This window comes from Nocardia takedensis NBRC 100417 (genome assembly GCF_000308695.1).
Lineage (GTDB): Bacteria > Actinomycetota > Actinomycetes > Mycobacteriales > Mycobacteriaceae > Nocardia > Nocardia takedensis.
Window position 1 is genome coordinate 12552 of sequence record NZ_BAGG01000058.1, and the last position, 15311, is coordinate 27862.

Annotated in this window: 13 protein-coding genes; 9 read left to right on the plus strand and 4 right to left on the minus strand. The window is 71.0% G+C overall.

From position 1 onward, the window contains the following. The first annotated feature begins 103 nt into the window (after positions 1-103). Genes ON30_RS11870 through ON30_RS11895 form a run of 6 tightly spaced genes read left to right on the plus strand, consistent with a single transcriptional unit; the run spans position 104 to position 6828 of the window. The gene (locus ON30_RS11870) at positions 104-889 is read left to right on the plus strand and encodes a GntR family transcriptional regulator (RefSeq protein ID WP_051029212.1); all 786 of its coding nucleotides are present in this window, start codon (positions 104-106) and stop codon (positions 887-889) included. Further along, positions 890-1117, plus strand: a complete 228-nt coding sequence (locus ON30_RS11875; RefSeq protein ID WP_040706604.1) for a 4Fe-4S dicluster domain-containing protein — start codon at positions 890-892, stop codon at positions 1115-1117. A gap of 17 nt (positions 1118-1134) precedes the next feature. After that, a complete protein-coding gene (locus tag ON30_RS11880; RefSeq protein ID WP_040706605.1) occupies positions 1135-2553 on the plus strand; it encodes an ABC transporter substrate-binding protein in 1419 nt (472 codons plus the stop codon). After that, on the plus strand, positions 2550-3386 hold the full coding sequence (locus ON30_RS11885) for an ABC transporter permease (protein ID WP_040706606.1): 837 nt from the start codon (positions 2550-2552) through the stop codon (positions 3384-3386). The genes ON30_RS11880 and ON30_RS11885 overlap by 4 nt, the downstream gene beginning before the upstream one ends. Continuing rightward, a complete protein-coding gene (locus ON30_RS11890; protein ID WP_040706608.1) occupies positions 3383-4144 on the plus strand; it encodes an ABC transporter ATP-binding protein in 762 nt (253 codons plus the stop codon). The genes ON30_RS11885 and ON30_RS11890 overlap by 4 nt, the downstream gene beginning before the upstream one ends. Next, positions 4141-6828, plus strand: coding sequence for a fumarate reductase/succinate dehydrogenase flavoprotein subunit (locus ON30_RS11895; RefSeq protein ID WP_040706609.1), 2688 nt, complete (start codon positions 4141-4143; stop codon positions 6826-6828). The genes ON30_RS11890 and ON30_RS11895 overlap by 4 nt, the downstream gene beginning before the upstream one ends. Before the next feature lie 48 nt (positions 6829-6876). On the opposite strand, the gene ON30_RS11900 is transcribed toward ON30_RS11895, so the two are convergent. After that, positions 6877-8238, minus strand: a complete 1362-nt coding sequence (locus ON30_RS11900; protein ID WP_040706611.1) for an FAD-binding oxidoreductase — start codon at positions 8236-8238, stop codon at positions 6877-6879. Between the two features lie 174 nt (positions 8239-8412). On the opposite strand from ON30_RS11900, the gene ON30_RS11905 reads away from it, so the two are divergent. Then, a complete protein-coding gene (locus ON30_RS11905; RefSeq protein ID WP_040706612.1) occupies positions 8413-9552 on the plus strand; it encodes a response regulator transcription factor in 1140 nt (379 codons plus the stop codon). A 10-nt stretch (positions 9553-9562) separates the two neighbouring features. Here the strand turns inward: ON30_RS11905 and cysC are convergent, their stop codons facing one another. Genes cysC through ON30_RS11920 form a run of 3 tightly spaced genes read right to left on the minus strand, consistent with a single transcriptional unit; the run spans position 9563 to position 13264 of the window. Next, complete coding sequence (gene cysC, locus ON30_RS11910; protein ID WP_040706614.1) at positions 9563-11398, minus strand: adenylyl-sulfate kinase; 1836 nt, start codon at positions 11396-11398, stop codon at positions 9563-9565. Next, positions 11398-12330 (minus strand): sulfate adenylyltransferase subunit CysD, encoded by a 933-nt coding sequence (gene cysD / locus ON30_RS11915; RefSeq protein WP_040706615.1) that lies wholly within the window; start codon positions 12328-12330, stop codon positions 11398-11400. Before cysD ends, cysC begins: the two co-directional genes overlap by 1 nt. A gap of 46 nt (positions 12331-12376) precedes the next feature. Next, the gene (locus ON30_RS11920; RefSeq protein ID WP_040706617.1) at positions 12377-13264 is read right to left on the minus strand and encodes a helix-turn-helix domain-containing protein; all 888 of its coding nucleotides are present in this window, start codon (positions 13262-13264) and stop codon (positions 12377-12379) included. A 103-nt stretch (positions 13265-13367) separates the two neighbouring features. Here ON30_RS11920 and ON30_RS11925 point away from each other — a divergent pair, with 103 nt between their 5' ends. Both ON30_RS11925 and ON30_RS11930 read left to right on the plus strand, forming a co-directional pair. Beyond that, the gene (locus ON30_RS11925) at positions 13368-14531 is read left to right on the plus strand and encodes a hypothetical protein (RefSeq protein WP_040706618.1); all 1164 of its coding nucleotides are present in this window, start codon (positions 13368-13370) and stop codon (positions 14529-14531) included. Further along, positions 14531-15307: an SDR family oxidoreductase gene (locus tag ON30_RS11930; protein ID WP_040706620.1), complete on the plus strand. Its 777-nt coding sequence runs from the start codon at positions 14531-14533 to the stop codon at positions 15305-15307. Before ON30_RS11925 ends, ON30_RS11930 begins: the two co-directional genes overlap by 1 nt. Positions 15308-15311 lie beyond the last annotated feature (4 nt).

A 15311-nucleotide genomic window follows, 5' to 3' on the forward strand; every position in this document is an offset into this window, starting at 1 on the left:
GCGCAGGTCGCGTGGCCGGTCCGCCGGCGCGATAACGTCCCCTGATTTGCCAGTCGGTAGCGGCGGGATTCGGGGTGCTCCCGCGCGACTACCGTCACTGTTCATGCAGGTCGAGGACCGACAGGGTGATGACAAGGCGGTGGAATCCGCGTCCGTTCGGCCCCTGCGCGCCGATCAGGCGCGGCGGGTGGCCGATCTGCTGCGCCACCAGATCCACGCGGGCGCCTTCGACGAGGGCATCCCGGGCGAACAGCAGTTGGCCGCCGAACACGACGCCTCGCGCAACACGGTGCGCGAGGCGCTGGCGCTGCTGCGCGACGAGGGCCTCATCGACCGCGTCCCCAAACGCGGCACCCGCGTAGCAACCCGCAAATACGACCACGGCCTGGACGCGCTGCTCGGCCTCCAGGAGACCCTCAAGGGACACGGCACCGTCCGCAACGAGGTGCGCGCGGCCCGGCACATCACCGCGCCGCCCGCCGTGGCGCGCCGACTCGGCCTCGCGCCGGGGGAACGCGTGGTCTACCTCGAGCGGTTGCGCTACCTGGCCGAGATGCCGCTGAGCCTGGACCTGACCTATCTGGCCCCCGATATCGGCGCCGAGGTCCTGACCCACGACTTGGAGAACACCGACATCTTCGTCCTGCTCGAACAGATCGCGGGCCGTGCGCTCGGCTCGGCCGATCTGGCCCTCGAGGCGGTGCCCGCCGACCCGCACACCGCCTCCACCCTCGACGTCCCCGAGGGCGCGCCCCTGCTCATGCTGGAGCGCCTGACCCGACTCGACGACGGCCGTCCGGTCGACCTCGAGTACATCCGCATGCGCGGGGACCGCATCACCATGCGCGGCAGCCTGACCCGCGCGACCCCCGAATGGAAGGTCCTGTAGATGGCACTGGCGAACCAGCGAGCCGACATTCCCGTCACCATCGACGAATCGCTGTGCATCCAGGGATGCACCCTGTGCGTGGAGATCTGCCCCCTGGACTCCCTGGCGATCAACCCCGACAACGGCAAGGCGTTCATGCACGTGGACGAGTGCTGGTACTGCGGCCCGTGCGCCGCGCGCTGTCCCACCGGCGCGGTCACCGTCAACATGCCCTATCTGCTCCGCTGACAATTCTGGAAGTTCCGATGAAACGCCTCGTTCCGCTCGTCCTCGCCGCCGCGCTCGCCCTGGCCGGTTGCTCGCTGGACAATTCCGACGACACGCCCGCGGGCACCGTGAAGGTGGTGGTGGGCTACCAGTCCAAGACCATCAACACCGTGACCGCGGGCACCCTGCTGCGCGCCCAGGGTTACCTCGAGCAACGTCTGCAACGCCTCACCGACGCGGGCGGCGCGAAGTATCAGGTGGAGTGGCAGGACTACGACACCGGCGCGCCGATCACCGCGCAGATGGTGGCCGAGAAGATCGATATCGGCTCGATGGGCGACTACCCGCTGCTCATCAACGGCTCGCGCACCCAGGCCAACGAGCGCACGAAGACCGCGTTGGTCTCGGTGACGGGATACAACCCCAGGGGCGCGTTGAACATGGTGGTGGTCGCGCCGGATTCGCCCGCCGACGGTCTCGAGGACTTGAACGGTCAGAAGATCTCGGCCAGTGTCGGTTCCGCCGGACACGGCACGCTGGTGCAGGCGCTGACCCGCGCGGGCATCGACCCCGCCAAGCAGGTGGAGGTGCTCAATCAGCAACCGCAGGTGGGGGCTTCGGCACTGGAATCGCATCAGGTGGCGGCGCTGTCGCAGTTCGTGGCCTGGCCAGGTCTGCTGGTGTTCCAGAACAAGGGCCGCCTGCTCTACGACGGCGCGGAACTGAACGTGCCCACCTTCCACGGCGTGGTCGCCCGCAGGTCCTACAGCGCCGAACATCCCGAGGTGCTCGAGGCGTTCCTGGCGGCCCAACTCGACGCGACCGCGTTCCTCAACGACAAGCCGTTCGAGGCGGCGCGGATCGTGGCCGAGGGGTCGGGGCTGCCCCAGGAGGTCGTCTACCTCTACAACGGTCCCGGCGGCACCTCCTTCGACGTCACCCTCAAGCCGAGTCTGCTCGCGGCGCTGAAAGGCGATGTGCCGTACCTGAAGTCGATCGGCGACTTCGCCGACCTGGACATCGACGGATTCGTCGACGACGGTCCGCTGCGCACCGTCTACGCCGAACAGGGCGTCGGGAACTACGACACCGCGCTGGCGAGCACGACCAACCCGAGTCGGGTCGCGGGGACCGATCCGGTGTGCGAGCGTCCGGTCGGCCCGGCCGCGGGCGAACTGTGGCTCGAGGGCGCGGACCGTCCGCGGCCCGCCGCCGACGCCACCTGCCTGCTGCGCGCGGTGCAGGCCGCGACCGCGCGGGGCGAGAAGGTCAGAGCCGCCTACATCCCGGACGCCGAACTCGGCACCCGCTGGTTCGCCGACAAGGCGATCTGGCTGCGCGAGGGCGCGACTTTCCTGCCCTTCACCACCCAGGCCGCGGCGCAGCGCTACCGGCAGACCCATCCCGAGGCCGCGGTCGTCGACTACGCCCGCGCCGTCGCGGAAGTCCGTGGATGAGCGCCCCCGCCGTGGCGGCGCCGGACCGGCCCGCCACCGCTGTCCGGCGGCCGCGCGCCCGCTTGGCCCGCCTGCGGGCGCTGCAGGTCCTCTCGGTCACGACGGCCGTGGTCCTGTGGCAGGTGCTGACCGCCAACGATGTCCGGCTCTGGGTGCGTTTCGACACCCTGCCCACCGTCGGCGACATCCTCGCGGAATTCGGTGAGCACCTGGGGCGCGAGGAGTACTACATCGATGTCGCCCAGTCGCTGATCCGCATCCTCACCGGCTTCGGACTGGCCGCGGTGGTCGGCGTGGTGGCGGGCATCGCCCTTGGGCGCGCGCCGCTGGTGGCGGCGGTGTTCGGACCGCTGACCGAACTGGTCCGCCCGATCCCGGCCATCGCGCTGGTGCCGGTGGCGATCCTGCTGTTCCCCAGTGACGAGTCCGGCATCGTGTTCATCACCTTCACCGCCTCGCTGTTCCCGGTGCTGGTCTCCACCCGGCACGCGGTGCGCGCGCTGCCGACCATCTGGGAGGACGCGCTGCGCACGCTGGGCGCCTCGCGGGCCGACGTGCTGCTGCGGGTGGTGTTCCCCGGCATCCTGCCCGGCGTGTTCAGCGGGCTGTCGGTGGGGATCGGCGTCGGCTGGATCTGCCTGATCTCGGCGGAGATGATCTCGGGTCGGCTCGGCATCGGCTACCGGACCTGGCAGGCGTACACCATCGTCGACTATCCGGCGGTCTTCGTCGGCATGATCACCATCGGCGTCCTCGGCTTCGGCACCTCGGCCCTGGTCGAACTGCTCGGACGCCGCCTCACCCGCTGGCTGCCCCGAGAGGTGTCCCGATGACGACCACCACCACCGATCAGCGGGCGGCCACCGCGCGGACCGCGACCGCCGGAATGCGCCTGGAGCTGAACGGGATTCGCATCGACTACGGCGCGGGTGCGGTCATCGACGGCTTGGACCTGTCCATCGCGGCCGGGGAGGTGCTGGTGTTGGTCGGCAAATCCGGCTGCGGCAAATCCACGCTGCTGCGCGCGGTCGCGGGTCTGCGCGCCCCGTCCGCCGGACGCATCCTCGCCGACGGCGACCCGGTGACCGGACCGTCCGCGGACCGCGCGCTCGTCTTCCAGGACGACGCTCTGCTGCCGTGGCGCACCGCCCGCCAGAACATCGAACTGGCGCTGCGATTGCGCGGCGTCGCGCGTGCCGCACGCCGCGAGCGCGCCCTGCACTGGGTGCGCGAGGTCGGCCTGGACGGTTTCGCCGACTACCTGCCGCGCGACCTGTCCGGCGGGATGCGCCAGCGCATGCAGTTGGCCCGCAGCCTGGCGGGCGCGCCGCGCGCGGTGCTCATGGACGAACCCTTCGGCGCCCTGGACACCCAGACCAGGGCGACCATGCAGCGCCTGCTCGTCGACACCTGGCGCGCCCATCCCACCACGATCGTCTTCGTGACCCACGACCTGGACGAGGCCCTGCTGCTCGGCGACCGGATCGCGGTCGTCGGCGACGGCGCGATCCGCGCCCTGGTCGAGGTGCCCGCACCGCGCACCGACGTCGATCGCGGCGCGCTGAAGGCCGACCTACTGGAGAAGCTGTGAGAATTCCGGAACTGTCCGAACGGATTCGGCTGGACTGCGACGTCCTGGTGATCGGCGGGGGCACCGCGGGCACCATGGCCGCGCTGACCGCCGCCGAACAAGGCGCGAATGTGCTGCTGTTGGAGAAAGCTCACGTGCGGCACTCCGGCGCGCTGGCGATGGGTATGGACGGGGTCAACAACGCCGTCATCCCGGGCAAGGCCGAACCGGAGGACTACGTCGCCGAGATCACCCGTGCCAACGACGGGATCGTCAACCAGCGCACCGTCTACCAGACGGCGACCCGCGGCTTCGCGATGGTGCAGCGCCTCGAGCGCTACGGGGTGAAGTTCGAGAAGGACGAGTACGGCGAATACGCCGTGCGCCGGGTGCACCGCTCCGGCTCCTACGTGCTGCCGATGCCCGAGGGCAAGGACGTCAAGAAGGCGCTGTATCGCGTTCTGCGGCAACGCAAGATGCGCGAGCGCATCCGGATCGAGAACCGGTTGATGCCCGTGCGGGTGCTCACCGAGAACGGGCGCGCGGTCGGCGCGGCCGCGTTGAACACGCGCACCGGCGAATTCGTCGCCGTTGGCGCGAAAGCGGTGATCCTGGCGACCGGCCCGTGCGGCCGACTCGGTCTGCCCGCCTCCGGATATCTCTACAGCACCTACGAGAATCCGACCAACGCGGGCGACGGCTACGCGATGGCCTACCACGCGGGTGCGGAGCTCAGCGGTATCGAATGCTTCCAGATCAACCCGCTGATCAAGGATTACAACGGTCCGGCCTGCGCCTACGTCGCCAATCCGTTCGGCGGCTACCAGGTCAACGCCGCGGGTGAGCGCTTCGTGGACTCGGACTACTGGTCCGGGCAGATGATGTCGGAGGTCAAGCGCGAGATCGAATCCGCGCGCGGCCCCATCTATCTCAAGGTCACCCACCTGCCCGAGGAGACCCTGAGCACCCTCGAGGGCATCCTGCACACCACCGAGCGGCCGACCCGGGGCACCTTCCACGCCAACCGCGGCCACGACTACCGCACCCACGACATCGAGATGCATATCTCCGAGATCGGCCTGTGCGGCGGACATTCCGCGTCGGGGGTGTGGGTGGACGAACACGCGCGCACCACCGTCCCCGGCCTGTACGCCGCGGGCGATCTGGCCTGCGTGCCGCACAACTACATGATCGGCGCGTTCGTCTTCGGCGATCTCGCGGGCGAGCACGCCGCGGGCACCTTGGACGACCTGGACGCGCCCGGCGACCTGCCCGAGGATCAGCTCGAAGCCGCCCACGAACTGATCTACCGCCCGCTGCGCCACCCCGACGGGCCGCCGCAACCGCAGGTGGAATACAAGCTGCGCCGCTTCGTCAACGACTATGTGGCGCCGCCGAAGACGGCCGCGAAACTGTCCATCGCGGTGGAGACCTTCGAACGGATGCGCGGCGACATCGACGCGATGGGCGCGCGCACCCCGCACGAGTTGATGCGCGCGGTGGAGGTGTCGTTCATCCGCGACTGCGCCGAGATGGCCGCGCGCAGTTCGCTGACCCGCACCGAATCCCGCTGGGGCCTCTACCACGAGCGCGCCGACCTGCCCGAGCGCGACGACACCGCCTGGCGCTACCACCTGAACCTGAGCAAGAACGCCGACGGCGCGATGGAATTCCGTAAACGCCCGGTCGCGCCGTATCTGGTTCCGGTGCCGGGCCTGGACGACCTCCCGTCCGAGGATCCGGTGGTCACCGTGGAACAGCCGCCGCTGACGGTGGGCCGCGCGCCGGCGGGCACCGGCGAGCCGACCCGGACGAGCGCACCGGCCGCGCCCGCCGCGCCGCCGTCACCGCGCATCGTCACCCTGCTGGCCTTGGACGCGCCCGGCGTGAGCGACCTGGACAGCTATCTGCGCGACGACGATCCGGTGGTTCGGGTCGCGGCGCTGTCGGTGCTGACCGAGCACACTCCCGAGGGCTGGGCCGCGGTCCTGACCGCCGCGCTGGACGATCCGGCCGCCGCGGTGCGCCGCGCCGCCGCGGAATCGCTGCGCGAACTCGTCGAGGTGCTGACCTCGGCCGACGGCCTGGCCGACCGTCTCGGGTCCCGCGATCCGGTGGTGCGCGCCACGGTGGTCGACCTGCTGCGCGCGCTGCGGGCGGGCACGGTCGAGCACTTCGCGGGCGCGCTGGCCGATCCCGATCACCGGGTGCGCATCGAGGCGGTGCGCGCGCTGGTCTCCCTCGACGAGTGGGAGGCGGTCACCGCCGCGGCGGCCGACGTCAACCGGGAGGTGCGGGTCGCGGTGGCCCAAGGCATCGCGGCGGTCGGTCTCGGCGGCGCGGATACGGTGCGCGCGCTGGCCGCCGACGCCGATCCGCTGGTGCGCGCCGCCGCGCTGGCCGCCTTCGCCAGGCTGGGCGCGGCCGCGCCCGACATCGCCGAACTGACGGCGGCGCTGCGCGCCTCGGCGTGGCAGATCCGGGTCGGCGCGGCCCGCGGCCTGTCGGGCGCCGCCGTCGAGGCCGCGGTCCCGCCGTTGGCCGAAGCGCTGGTCGACCCGCACCTGGACGTGCGCAAGGCGGCGGTGCTGGCCCTGGCCACCTGGCCCGAGCACGAATCGGCCGCGGGCGCGCTGCGCGGGGCGGTCGATGACACCGACGCCGACGTGCGCGCCTACGCGCGGCGCGCGCTGGCGAGCGTCTGAGCGGTCCGCCGCGGTGCTGACCCCACACAGCACCGCGGCGGCCCCGGATCACAGGTGGTGGTTGGCCACGAAGACCGCCGCGGGGGCATAGCGGTCGCGGACGTGGCACAACCGCGCCCAGTCCTCCCCGTCGAAGAACCGGCCGGTGTCGACGCGACTCTCCGCGAAGGTCGGGATCAGGTTGGTCCGCGACCACGCCGACATCGCCCGCACGACGTGGAAGGCCGCCGCCTTCCCGGCGACCGCGGCCTGCGGGGTCGGGGCCACCGCGACGCACAGCAGCCCGAATTCGCCGAGGATGTGCGAGAGCGCGCCGCCGCCCGCGTCGGGCCGCGCCACCGCGCCGCCGAGGTGGCGCAGTTCGGCGAACATCAGGCCGTGCGCCGTGCCGTCGCCGACCTGCTCGAGCAGCGCCGCCACGCCCGCCGCGTCCAGTGGGCCGAGCACGCTGTGGTCGCCGACGACCGGTGTCGGCACGGGCGGGTCCATGTGCACGGTCAGCAGGCCCGCCGCCGGGATGCGGGCGAAGGTGTCCACCTCCGGGGACAGCGCGCGCAGCGGGGCGAGCAGGTCGGCGGCGGTGTCGTCGTCGGCCAGGATCGCCCCGTCGACGACGACGATGTCGCGCCCGGACAGGAACGGCGGCAGTTCCGGCAGCGGCGGGAAACTCATGATCCGCAGCGCGGTGGTCGCCGACTCCGGCGCGGTCGCCGTCCACGCCACCCACGCGGGCACCACCTCGGCCGCGCGGGCGCGGTCCCACAGCAGCATGCCCGCGAAGACCTCGGCGTAGGGGAGCAGGTCGATCTCGACCTCGACCACGATGCCCAGGTTGGCTCCGCCGCCGCGCACCGCCCAGAACAGATCGGGATGGTGTTCGGCGTCGGCGCGCACCACGCTGCCGTCGGCCAGCACGACCCGCACCGCGCGCACGGCGTTGGCCGCCACCCCGTGGGTCCGCCCGTAGAACGACAGGCCGCCGCCGAGCAGGTAGCCGATGACGGCGACGTCGGGGGCGCTGCCGTGCGCCGCGGTCAGCCCGTGCGGGGCGGCCGCCGCGACCACGTCCTGCCACAGCGTGCCGCCGAGCACGGTCGCGGTGCGCGCGGCCGGGTCCACGCGCACCCCGGTCAGTTCCGACAACCGCAGCAGCACCACGTCGTCGAGCACCTGCTCGCCCAGCGGTCCCGCGCCGTGGCCGGTGCTCTGCGGGGCGACCCGCAAACCGTCGGCGACCGCGGCGCGCACGACCGCCACCACCTGCTCGACGTCGCGGGGGATCGCGACGGCCGCGGGTCGCTGATCGACGGCGACGTTCCACGGGGTGCGCGCCGGGTCGTAGTCGGCGTCGCCGGGCAGGTGCAGTTCACAGCCGCCGCGCAGGGCCGCGAGCGCCAGGGAGGTGGTCATCGGAATGCCTTTCGGTTCTCGGCGGGCGGGTCCCGCGGCATCGACTCTGCGCCCGCGCCCACCCCGCCCACCATCCCCGCGAACGGGGGAAACGCGGCCCGGCGGATCTGGGACCGGCCACCACCCAGACATCTGGGATGGTGCGCGGACGGTCGCGGGCGCACAATCGGTGACATGGCGCGAGGATTGACGGCGGCCCGGGTGCGGCAGGACATGGACGTCGTGGCGCGCGCGGGCCTGGACCTGGACACCTTCCTCGCCGAGGCCGTGGAGTCGGTGGCGCGCGCGGTGCCGTGGGTCAGCGCGTGCATCGCCACCCACGACCCGCTCACCCACATCCTCACCAGCGCTCGCAAATACGGCGACCTGCGCGACAAGAACAGCCACGACCAGGAGTTCGGCCTCATCGAATACGGCACGGTCGAGCCGACCGCGTTCACCGAACTGGCGCGCGCGTCGAGTCCGGCCGCCGGGGTGCACCTGATGACGGGCGGTGAGGTCGAGCGCTCGGGGCGGATGAGCACCTTCATGAAGCCGCGCTTCGGCTTCGCCGACGAGGCGCGCCTGGCCTTCCGCGACGGCCGCGAGGCGTGGGGCGCGATGGCGCTGTTCCGCGGGGCCGACGACGCCCCGTTCGACGCCGCCGAGATCGATTTCCTGGCCTCGCTGACCGTGCCCTTCGCCCACGGTGTGCGCACCGGCATGCTGTCCCGGCTGGTCCAGGCCCCGCCGCCGGTTTCGGTGACCGGCCCCGCGGTGGTCATCGTCGGGGCCGACGACGAGATCGTGCAGATGAGCCTCGGCGCGGAACAGCGCCTGGCCGACCTGGACCTGGGCGTGGTCGGCGGTGACCCGCTGGCCCCGGTCGCGGCCCTGGTGGGCGCGGCCCGCCGCTACGGGCGCGGGGAGACCGCCGTGCCGCCGCGCTGCCGGTTGCGCAGCGTCACCGGCATGTGGCTGGTGCTGCACGCCGGTCCGCTGATCTCGCGCGGCGACCGCGGCGGCGAGGTCGTGGTGACCATCGAGGAGGCCAGACCCCCGGAGATCGTCGCGATCGTGGTCGCCGCCTACGGCCTCTCCCCCCGGGAGAAGGACGTCGTGCAGTTGGTGTTGCAGGGTGTGGACACCAAGGAGATCGCCGCCACCCTGCACCTGTCCGGCTACACCGTGCAGGACCACCTCAAGTCGGTCTTCGACAAGGCCGACGTCCGGTCGCGCCGGGAACTGATCTCGCGGGTGTACTTCGACCAGTACGTCCCGCGCATGGGGGCCGAACTGGCCCCGTCCGGCTGGTTCGCCGACCCCGGGGCCTGAGTCCGGCCGGTCAGGTCAGATCGCCCAGCGCGCCCAACACCGTCCTGGCCATCGCCACCGGATCGCCGTCCTCGGGACGCAAGGTCAACTCGGGGTCGACGGGCTTCTCGTAGGGGGCGTCGATGCCGGTGAAGCCCTTGATCTCCCCGGCGCGGGCCTTGGCGTACATGCCCTTGGGATCGCGGGACTCGCACAGGTCCAGCGGGGTGTCCACGAAGACCTCCACGAACGGCAGACCCGCCGCGCGATGGGCTTCCCGGACCCGGTCGCGGTCCTCGCGGAACGGACTGATCAGCGAGACCACCGCCACCACACCGGCTTCGGCGAACAGCTTCGCGACTTCGCCCACCCGCCGGACGTTCTCGGCGCGGTCGGCGTCGGAGAAGCCGAGATCGGCGTTGAGGCCGTGGCGCAGGTTGTCGCCGTCGAGCAGGAAGGCCGGTCGGCCGCCCGCCACCAGTCGGCGTTCCAATTCCACCGCGACCGTGGACTTCCCGGACCCGGACAGCCCGGTCAACCAGACGGTCAGGCCGCGGGTCGCGCGCTCCTCGCGCCCGACGGCGGTCGAATGCCACACCACCCGCGCCGAGGGCAGCGTCGGGCCGGTGATCATGCCCGCGCCCACGGTGTTGCCGGTGGCCTCGTCGACCAGCAGGAAACTGCCGGTGCCGCGATTGCGCCGATAGGGGTCGAACAGCAGCGGCGCGCGCGTGCGCAACTGCACGCGGCCGATCTCGTTGAGCGCGAGTTCGCGGGCGTCCTCGTCGCGGTGCAGCGTGTTGACGTCCAGGCGATAGTCCAGACTGCGGATCTCGGCGGTCACCGCGCGGGTGGTGTGCCGCACGGTGTAGGTCGCGCCCGGCGCGAGGGCGGCGTCCTCGGCGAACCAGCACACCATCGCGTCGATGTCGCGCCCGACCTGGGGCCGGTTGGCAGGTCGGCAAAGCAGGTCGCCGCGGGAGATGTCGAGTTCGTCGGCGAGTTGGACGGTCACCGCCTGGGGCGGGAACGCCTCGCTCAGCGGGGTGCCGCCCGGCCCCCAGATCGCCGTGACCGTGGTGGTCAGGCCCGAGGGCAGTACGGCCACTTCGTCGCCCGGCTTGAAGATGCCGCCCGCCACGGTGCCCGCGTAGCCGCGGAAGTCCTCGGCGTGGCGGCGGGTGACGTACTGGACGGGCAGTCGGGCGTCGATGAGGTTGCGATCCGAGGCGATGTGCACCTGCTCGAGGTGGTGCAGCAGCGGGGTGCCCTCGTACCAGGGCGCGCTCGCCCCGCGATGCACGACATTGTCGCCGTGCAGGGCCGAGACCGGGATGAAGGCGAGGTCGGCGACGTCCAATTTGGTGGCGAAGCCGGTGAATTCGGCGCGGATCTCCTCGAAGCGCTCCTGGGACCAGCCCACCAGATCCATCTTGTTCACGCACAGCACCAGGTGGCCGATCCCCAGCAGGCTCGCCAGGAAGGCGTGGCGGCGGGTCTGCTCGACCACGCCCTTGCGCGCGTCGACCAGGACCAGCGCGACGTCGGCGGTGGACGCGCCGGTCACCATGTTGCGGGTGTATTGGATGTGGCCGGGGGTGTCGGCGATGATGAATTTGCGTCGCGGGGTGGCGAAGTAGCGGTGCGCGACGTCGATGGTGATGCCCTGTTCGCGCTCGGCGCGCAGGCCGTCGGTCAGTAGTGCCAGATCCGGGTACTCGTCGCCGCGTTCGCGACTGGTGCGCTCCACCGCGGCGAGTTGGTCGGTGAAGATGGTCTTGGAGTCGTAGAGCAGACGGCCGATGAGCGTCGATTTGCCGTCGTCGACGCTGCCCGCGGTGGCGAGGCGCAGCAGGGTGGTGGCCATCAGAAGTACCCTTCTCGTTTGCGATCTTCCATGCCCGCCTCGGAGATCCGGTCGTCGGCGCGGGTCGCGCCGCGTTCGGTGACCCGCGCCGCGGCGACCTCGGCGACGACCTCGGCCGGGGTGGCGGCGGGCGATTCGACACAGCCGGTGCAGGTGGCGTCGCCGACCGTGCGGAAGCGCACGGTGGCCTCGTAGGGTTCCTCGCCGTCGAGCAGGCGCAGGAATCTGGTGTGCGCCAACAGCATTCCGTCGCGCTGCACCACCGGGCGGCGGTGCGCGTAGTACAGCGGGGGCAGGTCGATGCCCTCGGCGGCGATGTAGCTCCAGATGTCGAGTTCGGTCCAGTTCGACAGCGGGAAGACCCGGATGTGTTCGCCGGGACGGTGTTTGCCGTTGTAGAGGTTCCACAGTTCGGGGCGTTGGGCGCGCGGGTCCCACTGCCCGTACTCGTCGCGGAAGCTGAACACCCGCTCCTTGGCGCGGGCCTTCTCCTCGTCGCGGCGCGCGCCGCCGAAGACCGCGTCGAAGCCGCCCTCGCGGATACCGCGCAGCAGCGTGGCGGTCTGCAACCGGTTGCGCGAGGCGCGCGGGCCGGTGTCCTCGACCGACCGCCCCGCGTCGATGTCGTCCTGGACGCTGCCGACCAGCAGGCGCAGGCCCAGTCGGGCGACGGTGTCGTCGCGGTAGGCGATGACCTCGTCGAAATTGTGTCCGGTGTCGATGTGCAGCACCGGGAACGGCAGCGGCGCGGGCCAGAAGGCCTTGGCCGCCAGGTGCAGCATGACCACCGAGTCCTTGCCGCCGGAGAACAGCAGGACGGGGCGCTCGAAGGTGGCTGCGACTTCTCGGAAGATATGTGCCGACTCGGCCTCGAGCGCGTCCAGATGCGGCAGCTCGTAGGTGCTCGCCGTCGACTTCGCGTACTGGCTCACCCCTCAAAACTAGAACACGTTTCGGTCATTGGTCAACGGATGCGGATCAACGGGTGTGCGCGGGCCTGCGTCCGCCCGATCCCGCCGTCACCGCGTCGGCCGCGGCCACCAGCGCCCGTCCGCGCCGCTCGATCTCCGCGCCGGTGATCGCCGCGCCGACGTACATGGTGAGCACCATGTTCTGCCGCCCGTCGGCGTCGTAGGTGGGGGCGGCCAGCAGGCTCACCGCGTGTTCCTTGCGCGGGCGCAGATCGGTGCCGAGGTAGACCCGTTCGCCCAGACTGCTGACCAGTTCGCCGACGATTTCGCGCAGCTCAGGGGGCAGATCGCGGGCCGCGACACCCGCCAGCAGGCCGTAGAGTCGCCTGCCCGCGGCGGTCATGCTCTCCACGAGGTAGCCGCGTGCGCGGCAGTCGGCGACGATGCTGCGCAACCGCGCTTCGTCCTGGCGCAACGGCACCGTCGGCGGGGTCGCCAACCAGGCGTCGAAGGCCGCGTCGGTGTCCCAGAGCACGTACATCAGCCCCACCGGCGGCGCGAAGACGTAGGAGGCGCCCACCTTGACCATGCCGGGGCCGGTGGCCTCCAGGATGGCGATCCGCTCGCCGACCACGGCCGATGCCGTGCAGGTCGTGCGGTATCGGGCCGTCAGGCGTTCGAGTTCGGTCCGGGCGAACGCCGAGATCGCGAAGCCTTCCTGGGCCACCCGCCCGGCGGCGATCAGGGCCGGTCCGAGGCCGTAGGTGAGATGGTCGGGGTCGCGGACCAGGTAGCCGCCCGCGGTGAGCTCGGTGAGGATGCCCAGGCAGGTGGGTTTGGCCAGGTCCAGTTCCCTGGCCAGTTCCGAGAGGCCGAACCGCTTGCCGCGCTGTTCGACCAGGAAGTCCAAGACCTGCACCACCCGTTCGGTGGGGGCCGACCGACGCGCGACCATTGACCACTCCTGAAACCATTGACCACTTCTGGAACACGTTCTAATCTCACTCGTAACGAAATGTACCAGAGCGGTACATATCTGGACCACCCGGGAGAGTCTCTTGTTGACCCAACCGTTCGCGGACGCGATCGCCGCCGCCGAGCAGATCATCACCGAGGCCCCGCACATCCGGACCGAGCAGGATCTGATCGAGGGGTACGACTACCTCGCGGGCAGCATCCGCGCCTCGCTCCAGATGGCGTGGGCCTACGAGCGCGACTTCCCGTTCTTCGTGCAGTCCACCGGCCCGTACACGAAGATGGGTCTGGACAATCCGGACACGCTGTACTTCCACTCCTACCTGCGCCCCGACGCCGAATACGTCGTCACCGGCAAACGCGGCAGCACCCGCGACCTGAGCTTCCAGGTCCTCAACGGCGACTACTCGCCGGTCGACGTGCCCGACAGCCTCACCGCCTTCGACGACCGCGCCCTCGACATCGCCGCCGACGGCACCTACGAGATCCGCTTCGGCCCCGGCCCCGCGCGCCCCGGCTACGTCCAACTCGGCGCCGACGCCGCCATGCTGGTGGTCCGCGAAGTGCACAGCGACTGGTCGAGTGAGAAATCCGGCACCCTGCGCATCCAGCGGGTCGACCGCATCGGCGACGCCCCGCCGCGATTGACCAAGGATCTGCTGACCAAGCGCTACGGCGTCGCGGGCAAGATGCTGGTCTCGCGGCTGAACACCTTCCTCGCGTTCCCGCAGTGGTTCTATCTGAACCTGCCGGTCAACACCCTCACCGAACCGCGCCGGACCCCGGGCGGGCTGTCCACCCAGTTCTCCTCGGTCGGGCACTACGACCTCACCGACGACCAGGCGATGATCATCACCGTCCCCAAGTCGGACGCGCCCTACCAGGGCTTTCAGCTCGGCAGCATGTGGTATCTGTCGCTGGACTACATCAACCACCAGACCAGCCTCACCGCCGATCAGGCCCACGTCGATCCCGACGGGCTGATCCGCCTGGTGGTCAGCGAACGCGATCCCGGCGTGGCCAACTGGATCGAACGCACCGGCCACGACCGCGGCTACCTCCAGTTCCGCTGGCAGCGCCTCTCACGGGAGATGGGGCCCGAGGACGGGCCGACCGTCGAGGTGGTGAACGTGGACGAGATCCCCGACCGCCTGCCGCACTACGAACAGGCGCGGATCTCACCGAAACAGTGGCAGGCGCGGATCGCGGCCCGACAGGTCGCGGTCGCGGAGAGGATGCAGGGCTGATGTTGTTGCGGGACAAGGTCGTCGTGGTCTCCGGGATCGGTCCCGGACTGGGCAGGGCCATCGCCGTGCAGGCCGCCCGCGCGGGCGCGGATCTTGTGCTGGCCTCGCGCACCGAATCGCGGCTGACGGAGGTGGCGAAGGAAGTCGAGGCGCTCGGCAGGCGCGCGGTCGCGGTGCCGACCGACATCAACGACGAACAGGCCGTGCTGCGTCTGGTCGAGACCGCGCGGGCCGAATTCGGCCGGGTCGACACCGTGGTCAACAACGCGTTCGCGATTCCGCCGATCACCGACCTGGCCACCGTCGATCTCGACCAGGTGCGCGCCGGATTCGAGACCAACGTACTCGCCGCGCTGCGGCTGACCCGGCTGTTCGTGCCCGCGCTCGCCGAGAGCGAGGGGTCGGTGGTGATGATCAACTCCGCGGTCCTGCGGCATTCGCGGCGCACCTTCGGCCCGTACAAGATGGCCAAGTCGGCGCTGTTGGCGCTGGCGCAGAGCCTGGCCAGCGAACTCGGGCCGCAGGGCATCCGGGTCAACACCGTAGCCCCGGGCTACATCTGGGCCGACAACTTGAAGTGGTACTTCAACTATCTCGCCGAGAAGCGCGGCATCACCTCCGAGGAGGTCTACGCCGAGACCGCCTCGACCATCGACCTGCGCAAACTGCCCGAGCCCGACGAGATCGCCGACGCGGTCGTGTTCTTCGCCTCCCCGCTGGCGCGCGCGATCACCGGAGCCTGTCTCGACGTCAACTGCGGCGAATACCACCACTAGGAGA